The sequence below is a fragment of the Streptomyces sp. NPDC048718 genome (genome assembly GCF_043198875.1).
GTDB lineage: Bacteria > Actinomycetota > Actinomycetes > Streptomycetales > Streptomycetaceae > Streptomyces.
In genome coordinates this window covers 79,904-101,423 of the sequence record NZ_JBICVG010000012.1, presented here as the reverse complement: position 1 = coordinate 101,423, position 21,520 = coordinate 79,904, and the positions used below count along the sequence as shown (strand labels likewise).

Here is a 21,520-nt window from a genome sequence, read left to right as displayed (position 1 = left end):
TCCGGTCCGGAAATCGGCGAAGACGGCACCGTCGACGCTGTTCTCCCAGGTTAGACGTCCCATACCGACGCGCGGTCCTGACGCGCCGTCGGAGATACTCTTGACACTGCCGAGACGGGCTACCTAGGCTCCAGTTCCGTTGGCGTCAATTCGGGCCGCCCCTTCCGGTACTCGAATTCGACGATTCAGGGCGGTACGGGGGGCCCGTCTGAGTGGCCAGGCAAGCACGGCAGCCGGCCATTTTCAGCTCCTTTCGTCGCCGGCCCTCGTTAACCATTTCCTGCTCGCGGGGGCTATCTCATGACCGATCTCGCAGCTTTGACGAGCCTTTCCTACGACCAGCGCACCAAGGCGTTCCTGGAGTACCTGGACCGCGGTCGCGCCGCCGGCCCGGTGGCCAAGAGCTACCAGCCGGGCGTGTGGGAGGTGTTCGGCTACGACGAGGCACTCCAGGTGCTCGGCGACCACCGGACCTTCTCCAGTGACATGAACGACCTGATCCCCGAGGACGAGCGGGAGCTGGCCAGCGCCGCCCAGGGCAACTTCCTCGGCGTCGACCCGCCCCACCACACCCGGATGCGCGAACTGGTGCGGCGCGCGTTCACGCCCAAGGTCATCGCGAGTCTCGAACCGATCATCATCGAGACCGCGAACGAACTGCTGGACCGGATCGAGCTGTCGGCCGACGGCACCGGCACCTTCGACTTGGTGGCCGAGTACGCCGCCCCGCTGACCGCCCGGGTGATCGCCAAGCTCTTCGGCATCCCCGAGAAGGACCACGGGATGTTCACGGTCTGGGCGGACGCGCTGCTCGGCGCCCGGTCGGCCGGTGAGCTCGGCCGGGCCGACGAGTCCGCGGTGCGCGAACTGGGCGAACTCGTCCGCTTCGCCTCCTCCTACCTCCTCGAGATCATCCACCAGCGCCGTGCCGAGCCCCAGGACGACCTGATCAGCGCCCTGGCGCAGGCGGAGGTCGACGGACGCTCCCTGGACGACCACGAGATCGTCGGCGTCATCGGCATGTTCGTGATCGCCGGACACCTGCCGTCCTCCGTGCTCGTCGGCAGCACCGTGATGAGTCTGGACAGCCACCCCGACGTCCTCGCCGAGGTCCGCTCCGACGTGGACCTCCTGCCCAAGGTCGTCGAGGAGGTGCTGCGCTGGCGCCCGCCGCTGGTGCGGGACCAGCGGGTGACGGCGTGTGAGACGGAGCTCGGCGGGGAGCGCATCCCGGCCGGCGCGATGGTGTGCGTGTGGCTGCTCTCCGCCCAGCGCGACGCCGCCCACTTCGGCCGGGCCGAGGAGTTCGACATCCACCGGCCGAACCAGGGCCGGCACGTCGCCTTCGGCAAGGGCATCCACTATTGCCTGGGCGCACCGCTGGCCCGCATGGAGGCGCGCATCGCGCTCACCGCCCTGCTGCAGCGCTTCGAGCAGATCGAGGTGCTGCCGGAGTCCGGCATCCAGTTCCACCCGTCGATCGGCGTCCTCGGCCCGGTTCGGCTGCCCGTCGCCGTGCGCCGCGCCGCCCAGGCCGGCTGACCTCGCCGGGCCCGGGCCGCGATCGGCCGAGGCCCGGCGAACTCCGCACCGCTCTGTGCTCCACCTGCCGTCCTCAGCGAGGGATCCCCATGGCGAATGACCGTCCCGCCCGCCCGCACCCGCTCAACCCCGCGTATGTGATCTACACATCGGGCTCGACCGGACTGCCCAAGGGCACGGTGATCCCGGGCGAGAACCTCGTCAACCTGCTGACGGACTTCCAGCAGCGGCTGGACTTCGGCCCCGACGACCGCATGCTCGCGGTCACCACCTTCGGCTTCGACATCGCCAACCTGGAACTGCTGCTGCCGCTGCTGTCCGGCGGCGAACTGGTCCTCGCGGGGCAGGACGGAGCGCACGACCCGCAGACGCTCAAGCAGCTGATCACCGACACCGGAGTGACGGCCGTCCAGGCCACGCCCACACTGTGGCGCAGCATGCTGGACCACGGCCCGGACGGCCTGGCGGGGCTGAAGGTGCTGGCCGGCGGCGAGGCGCTGCCCGAGGGCCTGGCCCGGGAGCTGGGCGAGACGGCCGCCGAGGTCACCAACGTCTACGGCCCGACCGAGACCACCATCTGGTCGACGGCGGCCACAGTCGACCCCGGACTTCCCGGCCGTCCGCCGATCGGACGCCCGCTCGCGAACACCCGCACCTACGTGCTCGACCGCGCGCTGCGCCCCGCGCCCACCGGCGCCACCGGCGAGCTGTTCATCGCGGGCGCCGGCGTGGCCCGCGGGTACCTGAACCGGCCCGGGCTGACCGCCGAACGCTTCGTGGCCGACCCCTTCGGCCCGCCCGGATCCCGGATGTACCGCACCGGGGACCTGGTCCGCCAGCGCGACGACGGCAGCCTGGAGTACCTCGGCCGGACCGACGGACAGGTCAAGGTCCGGGGTTTCCGGATCGAGCTCGGCGAGGTCGAACACGTGCTCACCGACCACCCCGAAGTGGCCCAGGCCGTCGTCGTGGCCCGGGACCTCGGCTCCGGCGGGCCGGTCCTGACCGGCTACGCTGTGCCCGTCCCCGGCACCGCCCCGGACCCGGCCGCGCTGCGCGACCACCTCGCCCGCCGGCTGCCCGGACACATGGTCCCCACCGTCCTGACCGTGCTCGACGCGCTGCCGTTGACCCCCAACGGCAAGCTGGACCGCAAGGCACTGCCGGCCCCGGACCTCTGCCCGGCCGGGCCCGGACGCCGGCCGCGCACCCCACAGGAGGAGATCCTCTGCGAGCTGTTCGCCGAGGTCCTCGAAGTGTCCCGGGTGGGGCTGGACGACGACTTCTTCCGGCTCGGCGGCCACTCCCTGCTCGCCACCCGCCTGGTGAACGCCCTGCGCTCGCGGCTGCGCGTGGAGATCCCGGTGCGCACCCTCTTCGAGGCGCCCACCGTCGCCGCCCTCGCCTCCCGCATCGACGGCTCGGCCGGCGCGCGCACGCCCCTCGCTCCCGCGGCACGACCCGCGCGGATCCCGCTGTCCTTCGGGCAGCGCCGGCTCTGGTTCATCAACCGGCTGGCGGACGACGGCTCCGCGTACCACATGCAGAGCGTGCTGCGGCTGCGCGGTGAACTCAACCGCACGGCGCTCGCGGCGGCCCTCGCCGATGTCGTCGCCCGACACGAGGCCCTGCGCACCGTCTTCCCCGAGGTCGACGGCGAGCCCCACCAAGTCGTCCTCGACCCGCAGGAGGCCCGCCCTGTCCTGACCGTGACGGAGAGCGGCGAGGCGGACCTGCCCGGCCGGCTGCGCGCCGCCGCGGCCGAGGCCTTCGACCTCACCCGCGAAGCCCCCTTGCGCGCCCACCTGTTCGCGCTGTCGCCGACCGAGCACGAGCTGCTGCTCGTCCAGCACCACATCGCCGCCGACGGCTGGTCCCTGACCGTGCTCGCCCGCGACCTCGCCGTGGCCTACCGGAGCAGGAGCCGTGGCCAGGAGCCCGGCTGGCGTCCGCTCCCGGTCCAGTACGCGGACTACACCCTGTGGCAGCGCGAGGTCCTCGGCCGGCCCGACGACCCGGCGAGCGTCCTCACGGCGCAGACCGGCTTCTGGCAGGACGCGCTGCGCGCACTGCCCGAGCAGACCGTGCTGCCCACGGACCGGCCGCGCCCGCGCGAGGCCGGCTTCCACGGCGAGACGGTCGCCCTCAGCCTGGACGCCGAACTCCACCAGCAGCTGCTCGACCTCGCCCACCGGCACAACGCCAGCCTCTTCATGGTGCTGCAGGCCGCGCTGGCCGCCCTGTGCACCCGGCTCGGCGCGGGCGCCGACATCCCGATCGGCTCGCCCATCTCGGGGCGGACGGACGCCGCCCTCGAAGACCTGATCGGCTTCTTCGTCAACACCCTGGTGCTGCGCACCCGTACCTCGGGCGACCCCCGCTTCACCGAACTGCTGACGGCGGTCCGGGACAACGCCCTGGCCGCCTACGCCCACCAGGACCTTCCCTTCGAGCGCCTCGTCGAGATCCTCAAGCCGGAGCGCTCACTGTCCCAGCACCCGCTCTTCCAGGTCTTCCTCGCGCTGCAGAACACCCCCGACGCCGACCTCCGCTTCGCCGACCTGGACGTGACCCTGGCCGAGGAGCCGCTGCCGTCGGCCAAGTTCGACCTGGCGTTCAACCTCTCCGAGCGGTTCCGCGAGGGCCGGCTGGCGGATGGCGTCCAGGGCACCGTCGAGTACCGCACGGACATCTTCGACCGTGCCACCGTCGAAACCGTCGTCGAGCGGCTGACCCGCTTCCTCCGGGCCGTCGCGGCCGACCCGCGCCAGCGGATCGGAGCCGTGGAGATCCTCGGCGAGCACGAACGCCGGCGGCTGCTCGCCAGTACCCCCGCGCAGGTCACCGGCGCCGAGGAAGTGCTGCACGTCCGGTTCTCCCGCACGGCCGCGGAACACCCCGACGGGCTCGCCCTGCGCGCCGGGGACCGGGAGCTGACGTACCGGGACGTGGACCGGCGGGCCGACGCGTTGGCCCGCTCCCTGATGGCCCAGGGCGTCGGACCGGAGAGCCGGGTCGCGGTCTTCCTGGAGCGCTCCCCGGAACTGGTCGTGTCGATGCTCGCCGTCTGGAAGGCCGGCGGGGTCTGCGTCCCGCTGCACGAGGCGTACCCGGCGGAGCGGCTCGAATACGTCATGGCGGACACCGCGGCGTCCGTGCTGCTGACCGACCGGGCCATGCTCGCCCGGGAGTTCCGGCACGAGGCGCGGGTCGTCGTGGTGGAGGCTGACCGGGTGCCGGCGGACGCCGCCGCGTCCGGCCCCGACCTGCCGGTCGTCCACCCGGACCAGCTCGCCACCATCATGTACACCTCCGGCTCCACCGGTCTGCCCAAGGGCGTGGCCGTCGCGCACCGGGACGTGGTGGCCCTCGCCGACGACCCGTGCTGGGACTCGGGCAACCACGAACGCGTGCTCATGCACGCCCCATACGCCTTCGACATCAGCGACTACGAGCTGTGGGTGCCGCTGCTGGCCGGGAACGAGGTGGTTCTCGCCCCGCCCGGACCGCTGGACACCGCCGCCATCGCCCGGCTGATCGCGGACGAGAAGATCACCGCCGTGCACTTCACCGCCGGGCTCCTGCGGGTCTTGGCCGAGGACGCGCCCGAGTGCCTGGCCACCGTCCGCGAGGTGCTCACCGGTGGCGACGTCGTCTCGCCGATCGCGGTCCAGCGCGTCTTGGAGCACGCGCCCGGAGCGGTCGTGCGCCAGCTGTACGGGCCCACCGAGATGACGCTGTGCGCCACCCACCACGAGCTGCGGTCGCCGTACACCGCCGATGTCCGGGTGCCGCTCGGACGGCCGCTGGCCGGCACCCGGGTCTACGTGCTGGACGAGTGGCTGCGGCCGGTCCCACCGGGAGTGACCGGCGAGGTCTGGCTGGCCGGGACCGGTCTCGCCCGCGGCTACCTCAACCGGGCCGGCCTGACCGCCGAGCGGTTCGTCGCCGATCCCTTCGGCGCGCCCGGAAGCCGGATGTACCGGACCGGCGACCTCGCGCGCTGGAACGGCAGCCGGGAGCTGGAGTTCATGGGCCGCGGCGACGACCAGGTCAAGATCCGCGGCTTCCGGGTGGAGCCCGGAGAGGTCGCCGCGGTGCTGGCGGACCACCCCGAGGTCTCCGAGGCCGAGGTGCTGGCACGCACCGACCACCGCGGCGAACGGCAGCTGGTCGCCTACGTCGTCGCGGGCGGCCTGCGGCCCGCCGAACAGGAGGCCGGGGCGGTCCAGCACGTCGCTGAGTGGCGACAGATCTACGACGGCATGTACGACGGCGCCCGCTCCGCCGCCTTCGGCTCGGACTTCTCCGGCTGGGAGAGCAGCTACGACGGCCGGCCGATCCCGCGGGACGAGATGGACGAGTGGCGCCGCTCCACCGTCGAGCGGATCCGCGAACTGCGTCCGCGGCACGTGCTGGAGGTCGGGGTGGGCAGCGGCCTGATTCTGTCCCAGCTGTACGCCGAGTGCGAGTCGTACTGGGCCACCGACTTCTCCGAGCAGGCGATCCGCACGCTCCGCGCCCATCTGGGAGCCCACCCCACTGTGCGGCTGAGCACCCAGACCGCCGACGACCTCACCGGCCTGCCCGCCGGGCACTTCGACACGATCGTCATCAACTCGGTGGTGCAGTACTTCCCCGACGCCGACTACCTGCGGCGCGTGCTGACCGCACTCACCAGCCTGCTCGCCCCCGGCGGTTCGCTGTTCGTGGGCGACGTACGCAACCTGGACCTGCTGCACACCTTCCGTACCGGCGTCGAACTGGCGCGCGCCGACGACGCCGCGGACGCCTCCGAACTCCGGCGCCGGGCCCTGCGCCGGGCGGAGCGCGAGAAGGAACTCCTGGTGGCGCCCGGCTACTTCCATGGGTTCGCCCGGGCCACCGACGGCCTCGCCGGCGCCGACGTCCGCGTCAAGCGCGGCCACGCCCACAACGAACTGACCCGCTACCGCTACGACGTCGTGCTGCACGCCGCCGCGGACGCGCCGGTGCAGCCGGTCAAGGCGACCACCCTGCGCTGGACGCAGGACGTCACCGACCTGGCGGACGTCCAGGCCCACCTCGCGCAGCACCGGCCGGCGAGCCTGCGGGTGACCGGAGTGCCGGACGGCAGGACCGGGCCGGAGACGGCGGCCGCCGCCGCCCTGGACGCGGGCGAGCCGCTCTCCCGGGTGCGGGCCCGGCTGGGGCAGGCCGTCGGAGTCGACCCCGCGCTGCTGTACGAGCTGGGCGACCGGCTCGGCTACCGGACGGCCGTCACCTGGTCGCCGTCCGGCCCCAGCAGCCTGCTCGACGTGCTCTTCGCCGACGCCTCCGGGCCCACCGGCCCGATCCTGCTGACCGGATGGGCCGAGCCCGCCACCGAAGACGAGTCGGCCCGCGACACCAACGCGCCGCTGCTGTTCCAGCAGGCCGGGCGGATCGCCAAGGCCCTCCGGGCGCACGTCGGCACCCGGCTGCCGGCGTACATGGTTCCGGCGGCGTTCATGGTGCTGGAACGCCTTCCGGTCACCACGAACGGCAAGCTCGACCGCGCGGCCCTCCCGGAACCCGACCGGGAGGTGCAGGCCGGTTCGGGCGCGCCGCGCTCGCCGCGCGAGGAGACGCTCTGCGCGCTGTTCGCCGACGTGCTCGGCCTGCCCGAGGCGGGCATCGAGGACGACTTCTTCCAGCTCGGCGGGCACTCGCTGCTGGCCATCCGGCTGGTCAACGCGATCCGCTCCGCGTTCGGCGCCGAACTGGACGTGCGGACCGTGTTCGAGGCCCCCACCGTCGCGGCGCTCGCCGAGCGACTCGACCGGGCCGCCCCGGCGCAGGCCCCGCTGGTCCCGATGGACCGGCCGGACCCACTGCCGGTGTCGTTCGCCCAGCGCCGGCTATGGTTCCTGCACCGGCTGGAGGAACACGGCGGCGCCTACAACATTCCGATCGCGCTGCGGCTGTCCGGCCCCGTGCGGGAGCGCGAACTGCGCCTGGCCCTGCACGATCTGGTGATGCGGCACGAGTCGCTGCGCACGGTCTTCGCCGAGGTGGACGGCGAGCCGGTGCAGCGGATCCTGGACCCGGCGCAGGCGCGGCCCGGCCTCGCCGTGGTGGACACCGACACCGACGCGCTCGAACGGTCGCTGCTGGCCGAGGCCAGCCGCGGCCACGACCTTGGCGCCGAACTCCCGCTGCGCGCGACGCTCTTCCGACTGACGCCCACCGATCACGTGCTGCTCGTGGTGCTGCACCACATCGCCGGTGACGGCTGGTCGATGGACCCACTGGCCCACGACCTCGGCACCGCCTACGCGGCGCGCCTGGCCGACCGGGCACCAAAGTTCCCGCCGCTGCCCGTCCAGTACGCGGACTACGCGCTGTGGCAGCGCGCCGTGCTCGGCAGCGAGCAGGACCCGAACAGCCGGATCAGCGGCCAGATCGCCTACTGGCGCGACAGGCTGGCCGGGCTGCCGGAGGGCCTGGAGCTGCCGACCGACCGGCCGCGGCCGCCCGAGTTCAGCTACCGGGGCGCGGAGGTCACCTTCCGGCTGCCGGCCGAACTGCACGCGGACCTGCTCGGCCTGGCCCGCGAGCACGGCGCCACCCTCTTCATGGTCCTGCACGCTGCCCTCGCGGCGCTGCTGACCAGGCTGGGGGCCGGCACCGACCTGCCGATCGGCACCCCGGTCGCCGGGCGCGCCGACGCCTCGCTGGAGCGGCTCGTCGGCTTCTTCGTCAACACCCTGGTCCTGCGCACCGACACCGGCGGCAACCCGGCCTTCGGCGACCTGCTCCGGCAGGTGGCCGCGGACGACCTGGAGGCCTACGCCCACCAGGACGTCCCGTTCGAGCGGCTGGTGGAAGTGCTGGCACCGCCGCGGTCCTTGGCGCGGCACCCGCTGTTCCAGGTGATGCTGGCGCTGCAGCCCGGCGGCGGCGACGCGGTGACCCTGCCGGGGCTCGACGTCACCGGGCAGCGGATCCCCCAGCGGACGGCCAAGTTCGACCTCGACGTCCAGCTGCGCGAGACCCGCTCATCGGCGGGCGAACCGGCCGGTGTCGAGGGCACCCTGGGCTACTGCGCGGACCTGTTCGACGAGGCGAGCGCGGCCGCGCTGGCCGACCGGCTGATCCGCTTCCTGAGCGCGGTGGCCGGCGACCCGGCCCTGCCGATCGGGGACGTCGACATCCTGACGCCGCAGGAGCGGCCCCGGCCCGCCGACGCGCAGCCGTCCGGCCCGGCGCACTTCGACCCGGTGCCGCTGCGCTTCGCGGTGCAGGCCCGGCGCACGCCCGCGGCGCCCGCGGTCAGCTCTGCGGGCCGCACCCTGTCCTACGCCGAACTCGACGCCGAAGCCGATCGCTTGGCCCGGCTCCTGGTCGCCGGCGGCGCCGGTCCGGAGCGCGTGATCGCCGTGGCGCTGCCGCGCTCGGAGCGGATGCTGGTCGCGGTGCTCGCGGTGCTGAAGTCCGGCGCGGCGTACCTTCCGGTGGACCGTGCCCAGCCGGCCGAGCGGATCGCCTTCGTCTGCGCCGACGCCCGGCCGATCCTGATGATCACCGAGGGCGAGCCTGTGCCGGGGATGCCTGAGCCGTCCGTGCTGCCCCGGGTCCGGCTGGACGCCCCCGCGGTCCTGGCCGCCCTCGCCGACATCCCCGCCGACGCGCTCTCCGCCGACGCCGACGCCCGCTCCGCCGAGGAGCGGTGCGCGGCGATCGCGGCGGACTCACCCGCGTACGTCATCTACACCTCCGGCTCCACCGGGCGGCCCAAGGGCGTCGTGGTCCCGCACGGCAGCATGGCCCGGCTGCTGGAGTGGGCGACGGACTGCTTCGGGGCCGAGGGGCTGGCGGACGTCCTGGCCGCCACCTCGCTCTCCTTCGACGTCTCGGTGTTCGAGCTGTTCGCGCCGCTGCTGACCGGCGGTCACGTCGAGATCGTGCGCGACCTGCTGGAACTGGCCGAGCGGCCCTGGTCGGGCAGCCTGGTCAGCGGCGTGCCGTCGGTGTTCGCCGCGCTGCTCGCCGGTGGCGAGGCCGCCTTCTCCGCCCGGACCCTGGTGATGGCCGGCGAGGCACTGCCGGAGCACCTGGTCCGGGAGGTGCGCCGCCTGCTGCCCGGCACGCGACTGGCCAATATCTACGGCCCGACCGAGGCCACCGTCTACGCGACCGCCTGGTACTCGGAGGACGAGGAGGTCACCGGCGAGGAGACCGCCGCACCGCCGATCGGCCGGCCCCTGCCGCACGTGCGCGCCCACGTCCTGGACGAGCGGCTGCGACCGGTCCCCACCGGGGTCCGCGGGGAACTGTACCTGGCGGGCCCGGGTCTGGCCCGCGGTTACCTCCGCCGTCCCGCGCTGACCTCCGAGCGCTTCGTCGCCGACCCCTTCGGCGGGCCGGGCGCCCGGATGTACCGCACCGGCGACCTGGTGCGCCGCCGCCCGGACGGCGCCCTGGACTACCTCGGCCGCACCGACGACCAGGTCAAGGTGCGCGGCTTCCGGATCGAACTCGGCGAGATCGAGAACGCCCTGGCCCGCCACCCGGCGGTGACCGCCGCCGCGGTCAGCGCCGTGGCCGACCCGGCCGGCGACCGACGCCTGGTGGCCCACGTGGCGCTGCGCCCGGGCAGCGGCGCGACCGGCGCGGAACTCGCCGCGCACGCCGCCTCCGCGCTGCCGGAATACATGGTGCCGACCACGTTCGTCCTGCTGGACGCCCTGCCGATGAACGCCAACGGCAAGCTCGACCGCAACGCCCTCCCGGCCCCGAACCTCGCCGCCCGGGCCGCCGGCGGCCGGGCGCGCGACCCGCGCGAGGAGCTGATGGGCGAACTGTTTGCCCAGGTGCTCGCGGTGCCCTCGGTCGGCCCGGACGACGGCTTCTTCACGCTCGGCGGGCACAGCCTGCTGGCCACCCGGCTCGGCAACGCCGTCCGCTCCGCGTTCGGGGTCGAACTCCCGCTGCGCGCCGTCTTCGAGGCACCGACCCCGGCCGGCCTGGTGGCCCGGCTGGACACCGCGGACAGCGCCCGCCCGGCGCTCGTCGCCGCCGAACGGCCCGCGGTGATCCCGCTGTCCTACGCCCAGCAACGGCTGTGGTTCCTCAACCGGCTCGACGGCGGCTCCGGGGCGTACAACATCCCGCTGGCCCTGCGGCTGTCCGGGGATCTCGACCCGGCGGCGCTGGACGCCGCGCTGCGGGACGTGGTGGCACGGCACGAGGCCCTGCGCACCGTCTTCCCGGACCACGACGGCGACCCGCACCAGCGGATCCTCGCGGCCGAGGACGGCCCGGCCGCCCTCGTCACGGTGCCGGTCACCGCCGCGGAGCTGCCCGCCGCGCTGACCGCCGCGACCCGCGCCGGCTTCGACCTCGCCGTCGAACCGCCGCTGCGCACCGCGCTGTTCCGGCTCTCGCCGACCGAGCATGTCCTGCTCCTGGTACTGCACCACATCGCCGGCGACGGCTCCTCGTACGCCCCGCTCGCCCGTGACCTCACCACCGCCTACCGGGACCGCTCGGCGGGCCGGGCCCCGCAGTGGGAGCCGCTGGCGGTCCAGTACGCGGACTACACGCTCTGGCAGCGGGACCTGCTCGGCACCGAGGACGACCCGGACAGCGCCATCGCCCGGCAGCTCGCCCACTGGCGGGAGGCCCTGGCGGACCTGCCGGAGGAGCTGACGCTGCCCGCCGACCGCCCGCGCCCCACCGTGCCCGGCCACCGGGGCGGCCACGTGCCGCTCGACCTGGACGCGCGGCTGCACCGGAAGCTGACCGAGCTGTCCCGGCGCGAGGGCGTCACCACCTTCATGGTCTTCCAGGCCGCGCTCGCGGCGCTGCTCACCCGGCTCGGCGCCGGGACGGACATCCCGATCGGCAGCCCGCTGGCGGGCCGCGGCGACCAGGCGCTCGACCAGTTGGTGGGCTTCTTCGCCAACACCGTGGTGCTGCGCACCGACACCTCCGGCGATCCGGACTTCGTCACGCTGCTGCACCGGGTCCGCACCACCGCGCTGGCCGCCTACACCCACCAGGACGTGCCGTTCGAGCGGCTGGTGGAGGTGCTGAGCCCCACTCGCTCGGTGTCCCGGCACCCGCTCTTCCAGGTCCTGCTGGTGCTGCAGAACACCGAGCCGCCGCGGTTCGACCTGGACGGCCTGACGATCACCCAGCCGGAGGTGGACCCCGGCACCGCCAGGTTCGACCTCGACGTCTCCCTTGGCGAGAGGCACACGCCGGAGGGCCTGGCGGCCGGCGTGCGGGGCAGCATCCGGTACAACGTGGACCTGTTCGACGAGGCCACCGTGACCGCGCTGGCCGACCGCCTGGTGGCCCTGCTGGCTGCCGTGGCGGACGACCCGCGGGCGCCGATCGGCTCCCTGGACGTGCTGCTGCCGCCTGAGCGGCTCGGCCTCGAGCGGTGGTCCGCCGCTCCGGAGCCGCCGGTCCCCGCGCGGACGATGCCGGAGCTGTTCCAGGGGCAGGTGGCGCGCACGCCGGACCGTACGGCGCTGCGCTCCGGCGACGACACCCTGTCCTATGCGGAGCTGAACCGCCGGGCCAACCGGCTGGCGCACCACCTCCGTTCGCTCGGGGTGGGCCCGGAGAGCATCGTGGCGCTGCTGCTGCCGCGCTCGCCCGAGCAGGTGACCGCCGTGCTGGCCGTGCTCAAGGCGGGCGGCGCCTTCCTGCCGGTGGACCCGGACTACCCGGCCGAGCGGATCCGGCACATGCTGGCCGACGCCCGGCCGTCCCGGGTGCTCGCCCTGCGCTCGACGGCCGACCGGCTGCCGGAGCCGGCCGCCGCGTTGGTGCTCGACGACCCGCTCACCGTGCGGACGCTCGACGCGGCACCGGACACCGACCCCGCCGACCAGGACCGCACCACCGCGCTGCTGACCGCCCATCCGGCGTACGTCATCCACACCTCGGGCTCCACCGGCCGCCCGAACGGGGTGGTGGTGACCCACGAGGGCATCGCCAACCTGGCGGCCCGGCAGATCGACCGGTTCCAGGTCACCGCGGCGGACCGGGTACTGCAGTTCGCCTCGCCGAGCTTCGACGCCGCCTTCTCCGAACTGTGCGTAGCGCTGCTGTCCGGTGCCGAACTGGTGCTGGCCACCAGGGAGGAGCTGATGCCGGGACGCCCGCTGACCGAGCTGATCGCCCGGCACCGTGTCACCCACGTGACCCTGCCGCCGGTGGCGCTGTCGGTCCTACCGCCGGACGGGCTGGCGACGGTCCGCACCCTGGCCGTGGCCGGCGACGCGATGCCCGCCGACGCGGTGCGCCGCTGGGGCTCCGGACGGCGCCTGATCAATGCGTACGGGCCGACCGAGACGACCGTCTGCGCCACCATGAGCGAGCCGCTGACCGGCCAGGACCGCCCTTCGATCGGCCGTCCCATCGGCGGCGCCGGCGTGCGGGTCCTCGACGAGCGGCTGCGGCCCGTGCCGCCGGGAGTCGCCGGGGAGCTGTACGTGAGCGGTCCCGGCCTGGCCCGCGGCTACCTCGGCCGGCCCGGGCTGACCGCGCAGCGGTTCCTGCCCGATCCGTTCGGCCCGCCGGGCTCGCGGATGTACCGCACCGGCGACCTGGTCCGCTGGGACCGCGAGGGCCGCCTGCACTTCCTGGGCCGCGCCGACCACCAGCTCTCGGTGCGCGGGTTCCGGGTGGAGCCGGGCGAGATCGAAGCCGCGCTGCTCGACCATCCGGCCGTCGCCCAGGCCGTGCTGACCGTCCGCGAGGACGGCCGGGGCGAGCCGCGGCTGATCGGCTACGCCGTACCGCACGGTGACGCGCCGGACCCGGCCGAACTGCGCGCGCACGCGGCCCAACTGCTGCCCGCCCACATGGTCCCGGCCGCGGTGATCGTCCTGCCGGCCCTTCCGGTCACGCCGAACGGGAAGCTGGACCGGGCCGCGCTGCCGGAGCCGGACTTCTCCGGACAGCCGGACCGCGCCGCGCGCAGCCCACGCGAAGCCGTCCTTCGCGAGCTCTTCGCGGAGGTCCTCGGTGCTCCCGACCTCGGGGTCCACGACAGCTTCTTCGACGCCGGCGGCCACTCCATGCTGGCCGCCCGGCTGATCGACCGGATCCACACCACGCTGGGCCTCGACCTCGGACTGCGGCTGCTGTTCGAGTCCCCGTCGGTCGCGGAGCTGGCGGCCGCCCTGGACGCTGCCGCGGACGAGTCCCGGCGCGGCGGCGACTGGGACGTCCTGCTGCCGCTGCGGCCGGACGGCGCGGGCGCCCCGGTGTTCTGCGTCCATCCGGCGGCCGGCCTCGGCTGGTCCTTCGCCGGGCTCGCCCGGTACCTGGACGCCGGGCACCCGCTGTACGCGCTGCAGTCGCCGGGGCTGGACGGCGGCCCGGACCGCCTCCCGGAGACGGTGGCCGACACAGCGGCGGCGTACGTCGCCGAGATCCGCCGGGTCGCTCCGCAGGGTCCGTACCACCTGCTCGGCTGGTCGGCGGGCGGTTTGATCGCCCACGAGATGGCCGTGCAGCTCCAGGCGGCCGGCGAACAGGTGGGGCTGCTCGCGGTGCTGGACGGCTACCCGCTGGCCGACCTGGCCCGGGTAGCCACCCCGTCGCCCGAGGAGGTCGCCGAGGCGGTACAGCGGGAGACCGCCGGCCTGCGGCTCGACGACCGGGTCCGGGACAACCTGGCGGCCGTGTACCTGGGTGTCGCCCGGGCCGCCCAGGCGTTCACCCCGGGTGTCTTCCACGGGGAGCTGCTGCACTTCGCCGCAGCCCAGGACCGGAATCAGGGCCGAGGTCGGGACCGGGATCAGGACCGACTCGAGGCGAAGCTCTGGGAGCCGCACCTCGACGGCCCGCTGCGACGGCACGAAGTCGCCTGCGGGCACGAGGAGATGACCCGGCCGCAGGCCCTCGGCGTGATCGGTCCGGCACTCGCGGACCGGCTCCGGGAACTCACCGCATCCACACAACACACAGGGGGAACCGACCGATGACCAATCCCTTCGAGGACGACGACGCCACCTACCTCGTGCTATGCAACGCCGAGGGCCAGTACTCGCTGTGGCCCGCGTTCGCAGAGGTGCCGGCCGGCTGGGAGGCCGTCCACGGCGAGGCCGACCGCCAGTCCTGCATCGACCACGTGAACGAGCGCTGGAGCGACATGCGTCCCAACAGCCTGATCGCGGCGATGGACGCCGCCGCGAGTGAGAGCGCCACGCCGTGAACACCGACCGCAGCCACTTCGAGGACCTGACTGTCGATCACATCCGGTTCTGCGTCGACGACCTGGACGCCCGGACCGCCGAGTTCGTCCGCGGCTACGGGCTGACCGTCACGGAAGCGCCGGACCCGACCGGTGCGGAGCACACCGCCGTCCTCGTCCGGGGCGATATCCGCCTGGTACTCAGCCGGCCGCCGCACGACGAGCATCCGGACGCCGTCTACACCCGGCGCCACGGCGACGGCGTCGCGGACATCGCGCTGGGCACCGCGGACGCCGCGGGAGCCTTCGCCGAGGCGGTTCGCCGCGGCGCCCGTCCGCTCGCCGAGCCGGTGGAGAAGGATGGGGTCGTCACCGCCTCCGTGGCCGGATTCGGTGACGTGGCCCACACCTTCGTCCAGCGGCCCGCGGCCCGGCCGGCCGCCGACGCGGCGGCGACCGACGCGGCGGTGACCGACACCGGCCTGCGGCACGTGGACCACTTCGCCGTGTGCGTGGAGGCCGGCGAACTCGACGCCACGGTGGAGCTCTACGAGCGGGTCCTGGGCTTCCGGATGATCTTCGAGGAGCGGATGGTCGTCGGCGCCCAGGCCATGAACTCCAAGGTGGTGCAGAGCGGTTCCGGACTGGTCACGCTGACCGTCATCGAGCCGGACACCACCCGCGACCCGGGACAGATCGACGGGTTCCTCAAGAAGCACGGCGGCGCCGGCGTCCAGCACGTCGCCTTCGCCACCGACGACATCGTGCGCACCGTCACGACGATGCGCACGGCCGGCGTCGAGTTCCTCGACACCCCCGACGCGTACTACGGCAAGCTGCCCGAGCGGCTGGCGCTGTCCCGCCACTCCTCCAAGCAGCTCGGCAGTCTGCGCATCCTGGCCGACGAGGACCACGCCGGACAGCTGTTCCAGATCTTCACCCGCTCCACGCACCGGCACCAGACGGTCTTCTTCGAGGTCATCGAACGAGCCGGGGCCACCACGTTCGGCAGCGGCAACATCCGCGCGCTGTACGAGGCCGTGGCCGCGGAGGACGAATGAGGAGCGGCATGCGGCATCCGGCTGCCACGGCGCCGCCCGGCCTGGCCGGCCTGCGGAGCGCGGCGCACGCCGCCACGGCGCCCGAGGCGTGGGACTTCGTCGAGGGCGGCAGCGGCTGGGAGACGACGCTGTCCGCGAACCGGGCCGCCTTCGACGCGGTGACGCTGGTGCACCGTGTGATGACCGACACGGCCTCCGCCGACTGCAGCGGCCGGCTGCTGGGCACCGACGCCGCCATGCCGCTGCTCGTGGCGCCGATGGCCTACCAGCGCCTGCTGCACCCCGACGGCGAACTCGCCACCGCCCGGGCGGCCCGCGCCGCCGGGGTGCCGTTCATCCTCAGCACCCTGAGCAGCCACCCGATCGAGGCGGTCGTCGAGACCGGCGCCGACGTGTGGTTTCAGCTGTACTGGCTGCGCGAGCGCCAGGCACGCGAGGCACTGGTGGACCGGGCGGAGCAACTCGGCTGCCGGGCCCTCGTGGTGACCGTGGACGTGCCGGTCATGGGCCGGCGCTGGCGGGACGTGACCAACGGGTTCACGCTGCCCCCGCACGTCCGGGCCGCGCTGCTCGAGCCCGGACTCGACGACCTGGCGCACCGCCCGGCGTCCGGGGTGTCCGCGGTGGCCGCACACACCCGCGCGCTCTTCGGCGTCCCGACCCTGGCGGAGCTGGAACAGCTGCGCCGGCGGACGGAACTGCCCCTCCTGGTCAAGGGCATCCTGGACCCGCAGGACGCCCGACGGGCGGTGGAGTGCGGCGCGGACGCCGTGGTGGTGTCCAATCACGGCGGGCGCCAACTCGACGGCGCCGTCCCCAGCATCGCCCAGCTGCCCGCGGTGGTCGAGGCGGTCGGCGGGCAGTGCGAGGTCCTGATGGACAGCGGGGTGCGCACCGGCACGGACGTCCTGCGCGCGTTGGCGCTCGGGGCGGCCGGGGTGCTGCTGGGCAGGCCCGTCCTGTGGGGCCTGGCCGCCGACGGTGAGAAGGGAGTCTCCGAGGCGCTGTCCGTCCTGCACGACGAGCTGCGCGAGGGCATGCTGCTCGCCGGCTGCGCCGACCTGGCCGCCGCGGCCGGGCTGCACGCCCGCAGGTGGGTGCCCGGTGACTGACGACCATCGTGCACCAAAAGCCGCCGGCCGGGAAGCCTCCGCCCCGGACCTCGCCGACCTGGACCTCGCCGACCTGCACGCCTCACTGGAGGACCCGGCGCTCGCCTCCATGACCTTCCTCAACGAGGTCACCGCGCGCTACCCGAACGCCCTGTCCTTCGCGCCGGGCCGACCGACGGAGGACCACTTCGACGTCCGGTCGGTCCACCGCCACCTGGAGCGATTCTGCGACCACCTGTCGACGGACCTCGGCTACGGCCCGGCCGAGGTGAGCCGCGCCCTGTGCCAGTACGGACGGACCAGCGGCATCGTGCACCACCTCATCGCACGCCACCTCGAGGTGGACGAGGGGATGCACGTCGATCCCGAGTCGATCGTCGTCACCGTCGGCTGCCAGGAGGCGATGTTCCTGGCCCTGCGCAGTCTGCGCCGGGACGAGCGCGACGTCGTCCTGGCCGTGGCACCGACCTACGTGGGCCTGACCGGCGCGGCACGACTGGTCGACATGCCGGTGGTGCCGGTGGCGAGCGGTACCACCGGCGTCGACCTCTCGGACCTGGCCGCGACGCTGCGCCAGGCCCGCGAGCGCGGGCTGCGCCCCCGCGCCTGTTACATCGTGCCGGACTTCGCGAACCCGTCCGGGCTGCGCCTGGACCTCGGGACCCGCCGCGAACTGCTCGACCTGGCCGCCCGCGAAGGGATCCTCCTCCTGGAAGACAACCCGTACGGAATGTTCCACAACGGCTCCGGGCGCCTGCCCACGCTGCAGGCGCTGGACACCGACCGGACGGTGGTCTACCTAGGATCGTTCGCAAAGACCGTCCTCCCCGGCGCCAGGGTCGGCTACCTGGTGGCCGAGCAGCGGGTGCGCGACGGGCGCGGGCAGGTCGGCGTATTCGCCGAGCAGCTCTCGCGGATCAAGAGCATGGTCACCGTCAACACCTCGCCGATCTCGCAGGCCGTCATCGGCGGCGCCCTGCTGGAGAACGACTTCAGCCTGGCCCGGGCGACCTCCGGCGAACAGCAGATCTACCGACGCAATCTGGCGCACGCTCTGCGCGGCCTGGAAGCACGGTTCCAGCGGTGCCCGGACGTTTCCTGGAACACCCCGCACGGCGGTTTCTTCGTCGTCGTCAATGTGCCGTTCACCGTCGACGACGAATTACTCGAAAGGTCCGGCCAGGAGTTCGGCGTGCTCTGGACTCCGATGTCGCATTTCTACGACGGAAAGGACGGCAAAAACCAGCTCCGGCTGTCCTGCAGTTCACTCTCCAGTGAACAATTGGAAGAAGGGTTGAACAGGCTTGCAACCCTTTTTACCGACCTCGGTGTGCGTCGTGTTGACAGGGACACCGCCTCGATGCCTGACTGTAGTAGCGTCAGCGCGGAGATCACAGTCGGGAGTTGAGTTGTTACACTGCAAAGCTGTCTGCAAACGCTACGGTGCAGGACGGTGGATCCTCAGCGACGTGGACATGAAGGTCTCCGCCGGCGACGCCGTCGCAGTGGTGGGCACCAACGGTTCCGGGAAGTCGACCCTGCTGAAGATCCTGGTCGGACTGTCCCAGCCCTCGTCCGGCACGGTCTCGGGCCGACCGCCGACCGTCGGCTACGTACCGGATCGCTTCACGGCGCACGAACGCATCTCGGCGATCTCCTACCTCACTCACATGGGCCGCATCCGAGGCATGTCCTCCGCCGCCGCCCGTGCCCGCGGCGGAGAACTGCTGGAGCGGCTCGCCCTCGTCGGCGGCCCGACCGCATCGCTGCGCAAGCTCTCCAAGGGCAACGCACAGAAGGTCGCGCTGGCCCAGGCCCTGCTCGTCCGGCCCGGCCTGTTGGTCCTCGACGAGCCCTGGTCGGGCCTGGACGTCTCGGCCCACGGTGTCCTGGGCGAGTTCATCGACGAGGTGGCCGCCCAGGGCGGCGCGGTGGTCTTCACCGACCACCGGGAGGCGATCACCGGGACACATGCCAACGGTGCCTACGCCATCACCGACGGCCGGGTCACCTGGCGCGGCGGCGCGCACGCCGAGGGCCCCGCCCTGATGGCCGACCTCGTCCTGACGGCGCCGGTCACCGGCGCCGCCCCGGCTCAGCTGGACTGGTACTCGCTCCCGGGCGTGGTGGACGTCGCCCGCCGGGGCCAGGGCATCGTCCTGCGGGTGACCCGCGAGCACTCGGACACCATCCTGATGACGGCACTGCAGCACCGCTGGTCGGTGGACACGGTGGCCAGGGCCGCGCACGACCACGGCTCCCGTGCCGACGCCAGGAGTGTCGCCCTATGATCCCCCTGGTCCGCTACATGTTCACGGTGCTGCTGCTCTCCCAGCGCTACCTCGCGCCGCTGCTCCTGTTCGTCGGCCTGGCCGCCGTGCTGACCAGCAGCGACACCGGTCCGCTCTCCGCCACCTACGCCGCGGTGGCCGGGGCCATGCTGCTGTGCTCCACCTGGCTCACCATGGCGCTGATCGGCCTGGAGGACCAGCCGCACCGCGCGATCGTCGTCATCAGCGCGGGCAGCCATCGGAGGGTCCTGCTCGGCTCGGTCGCGACCGCCGCCGCCTGGTGCCTGCTGCTGACGGTGGCCGGTCTGGCGCTGCCGCTGCTGTTCGGGACCCACACCGTCCGCTTCGCCGATCTGGTCCTCGGCACGGAGGCCCAGCTGGGCTGCGCCTTCATCGGCATGGCCATCGGACTGGTCTGCTCACGGCTGGTGTTCCGGCGGCAGGGCTACGCGCTCCTCTTCGCCCTGGTGCTGCTGATGGCCGTCATGCTCGGCAAGGGCGTGTCGCCAGTCAACATCATGATGACCGACCTCCAGCACGCGACGAATTCGGCGGACGTCCTGGGCTCCACGGGCGTGCTGGTCGCCGCCGCCGCGGTGCTACTCGCGGGGGGAACGGCCGTCACCCACGCGATCACCGTCAAGAAGAGCTGAGCCGAGAAGAACCGAAGGGACGCCCCCGCGGGTGCGGGACGTCCCTTCGGTCGCTTACGCCGCCGCCTCGCTCGCGTCGTCGGGGATCTCCCGCACCGAGCGCAGTCCGGAACGGAGCAGCACGACCGTCGCGACCCCCGAGGCCAGCCCGGTCAGCACGAGTGCCCACCCGGTGCCGGCCTTCGGACCCATGGCGCCGCCCAGGACATCTACGGCCACCCCGCCCAGCAGGGCTCCGAGGGGCATCGCGCAGAAGTTGATGGCCCGTGACGTCGCATGCACCCGGCCCAGCAGATCCGACCTGGTCACCGACTGCCGCAAGGTGGTAATCGTTGCGTTCCACACCGGCACCCACACCGAGGCCGAGGCGCCGACCACCACCAGGGTCGGCACAGCCGGCAGCCACAGGGCCATCGGGGCCGCGGCCCACACGGCTCCGGAGGCACAGGCGGCGACGAGGGTCGCCCCGAGGCCGAAGCGGGCCAGCAGCCGGTCCGCCATCCACGCGCCGCCGACCCCACCGAGGCCCACCAGAGTGAAGAGCACCCCAACCGTTCCGGGCGAGAGCCCGAGGGTCCGGTAGGCGAAGAGCAACGACACCGTCGAGGCGGCCGCGTTGCCCAGGTTCCGCACCACGGCGGCCACCGTCGCGGGGCGCAGCAGCGGGTGCCGCCACAGGGCCTCGATGCCCTCCTTCAGCTCGGCGAACATCGAAGTCCCCGGCCGCCGTGGCGGCGCCGGGGGCTCCGGGGTGCGAAGACTCATGAGCGTCAGGACTGGTACGACGAAGGTGGCGGCGACCACTGCCAGCGCCGTGGTATCGGAGAGGAACTGGCCGAGCAGACCGCCCAGGGCGGGCGCGCCGAGCATGGCAAGGGAGGTGGACGCCTCCAGCCTGGCGTTCGCCCGCGGCAGCATGTCCCGCGGCAACAGGGTCGGCAGGTGCGACTGGTTGGCGACGTCGTACAGGACGCCGAACGAACCGGCGGCGAGCGCCGCCGCGCACAGTTCCGCCATGCCCAGCACCCCGGCCGCGGCGGCAAGGGGTATCGAGGCAAGCGCCAGCATCGTACCCATGGTCGACCACATCATGGCCGGCCTGCGCCGCCGACGATCCATCGCGACACCGGCGAAGAGCGCCAGCACCGGATAGGGAGCGGTGCCCACCGCGTTCAGCAGGCCGACGCCCAGATCGGACGCGTGGAATAGGAAGATGGCGGTGGTTGGAAAGAGGAAGATCGCCACCTGATGGCCCAGGACACTCACGGTCTGGCCGAGCCAGTACCAGCGGAAATCACGGCGGGCCGACAGGTTTGCCCGCTCGGCGGAACGGTCCCGCTCGACGGCCGCCACGCGGGGCGCGAGGTCGTTTGCCGCCCTTCGCGCCCTGATCATTTTCCCTCCCCCGTCCCGGTCGACATCCAACGACACGTCCGGGTAATTCAAACACGCGAAATCAGGAGCGTCGACCGGTCCCTGGAGATTCGGATAACGCTAGTGAACTCGCTCCGAATGATGAGGATCAGCTTGCCGCGCCAATTGCGGAGCCGGGCACCGATTGACCGAAGTACCCGTTTTGGCAATTTTCGACCGCAATGCGGATTAAGAGGCCCTGAGGGCTCGTGACACGATCTTGTTGAATGGTCCTGGTCGGCCGTGACCGGTGTGACGATTCGGTCGC

9 protein-coding genes are annotated in these 21,520 nt (G+C 73.1%); 8 read left to right on the top strand and 1 reads right to left on the bottom strand.

What is annotated here, in order from left to right; translation table 11 throughout:
• Window positions 1-300: 300 nt before the first annotated feature.
• The 8 genes from ACGFRB_RS22875 to ACGFRB_RS22840 all read left to right on the top strand — a co-directional run bounded on the left by ACGFRB_RS22875 (window position 301) and on the right by ACGFRB_RS22840 (window position 19,839).
• On the top strand, window positions 301-1,542 hold the full coding sequence (locus ACGFRB_RS22875; protein WP_393245402.1) for a cytochrome P450: 1,242 nt from the start codon (window positions 301-303) through the stop codon (window positions 1,540-1,542).
• Window positions 1,543-1,631: 89 nt separating this feature from the next.
• Window positions 1,632-14,513, top strand: a complete 12,882-nt coding sequence (locus ACGFRB_RS22870) for an amino acid adenylation domain-containing protein (RefSeq protein WP_393245400.1) — start codon at window positions 1,632-1,634, stop codon at window positions 14,511-14,513.
• Window positions 14,510-14,743: an MbtH family protein gene (locus tag ACGFRB_RS22865; protein WP_393245398.1), complete on the top strand. Its 234-nt coding sequence runs from the start codon at window positions 14,510-14,512 to the stop codon at window positions 14,741-14,743. Before ACGFRB_RS22870 ends, ACGFRB_RS22865 begins: the two co-directional genes overlap by 4 nt.
• A complete protein-coding gene (gene hppD / locus ACGFRB_RS22860; protein WP_393245396.1) occupies window positions 14,740-15,783 on the top strand; it encodes a 4-hydroxyphenylpyruvate dioxygenase in 1,044 nt (347 codons plus the stop codon). The genes ACGFRB_RS22865 and hppD overlap by 4 nt, the downstream gene beginning before the upstream one ends.
• An 8-nt stretch (window positions 15,784-15,791) precedes the next feature.
• A complete protein-coding gene (locus ACGFRB_RS22855; RefSeq protein ID WP_393245394.1) occupies window positions 15,792-16,895 on the top strand; it encodes an alpha-hydroxy acid oxidase in 1,104 nt (367 codons plus the stop codon).
• A gap of 109 nt (window positions 16,896-17,004) precedes the next feature.
• Entirely contained in the window at window positions 17,005-18,303 is a 1,299-nt protein-coding gene (locus ACGFRB_RS22850; RefSeq protein ID WP_393245678.1) for a PLP-dependent aminotransferase family protein, read from the top strand.
• Between the two features lie 61 nt (window positions 18,304-18,364).
• Complete coding sequence (locus ACGFRB_RS22845; RefSeq protein ID WP_393245392.1) at window positions 18,365-19,186, top strand: ATP-binding cassette domain-containing protein; 822 nt, start codon at window positions 18,365-18,367, stop codon at window positions 19,184-19,186.
• Window positions 19,183-19,839: a hypothetical protein gene (locus tag ACGFRB_RS22840; protein WP_393245390.1), complete on the top strand. Its 657-nt coding sequence runs from the start codon at window positions 19,183-19,185 to the stop codon at window positions 19,837-19,839. The genes ACGFRB_RS22845 and ACGFRB_RS22840 overlap by 4 nt, the downstream gene beginning before the upstream one ends.
• Before the next feature lie 54 nt (window positions 19,840-19,893).
• Here the strand turns inward: ACGFRB_RS22840 and ACGFRB_RS22835 are convergent, their stop codons facing one another.
• Window positions 19,894-21,234 (bottom strand): MFS transporter, encoded by a 1,341-nt coding sequence (locus tag ACGFRB_RS22835; protein ID WP_393245388.1) that lies wholly within the window; start codon window positions 21,232-21,234, stop codon window positions 19,894-19,896.
• Between the last annotated feature and the right edge of the window lie 286 nt (window positions 21,235-21,520).

Coding starts and splice junctions, on each gene's coding strand:
- ACGFRB_RS22865 (WP_393245398.1), top strand. CDS start 14,510: ATGACCAATCCCTTCGAGGACGACGACGCCACCTACCTCGTGCTATGC.
- ACGFRB_RS22855 (WP_393245394.1), top strand. CDS start 15,792: ATGCGGCATCCGGCTGCCACGGCGCCGCCCGGCCTGGCCGGCCTGCGG.
- ACGFRB_RS22870 (WP_393245400.1), top strand. CDS start 1,632: ATGGCGAATGACCGTCCCGCCCGCCCGCACCCGCTCAACCCCGCGTAT.
- ACGFRB_RS22835 (WP_393245388.1), bottom strand. CDS start 21,234: ATGATCAGGGCGCGAAGGGCGGCAAACGACCTCGCGCCCCGCGTGGCG.
- ACGFRB_RS22850 (WP_393245678.1), top strand. CDS start 17,005: ATGACCTTCCTCAACGAGGTCACCGCGCGCTACCCGAACGCCCTGTCC.
- ACGFRB_RS22875 (WP_393245402.1), top strand. CDS start 301: ATGACCGATCTCGCAGCTTTGACGAGCCTTTCCTACGACCAGCGCACC.
- ACGFRB_RS22840 (WP_393245390.1), top strand. CDS start 19,183: ATGATCCCCCTGGTCCGCTACATGTTCACGGTGCTGCTGCTCTCCCAG.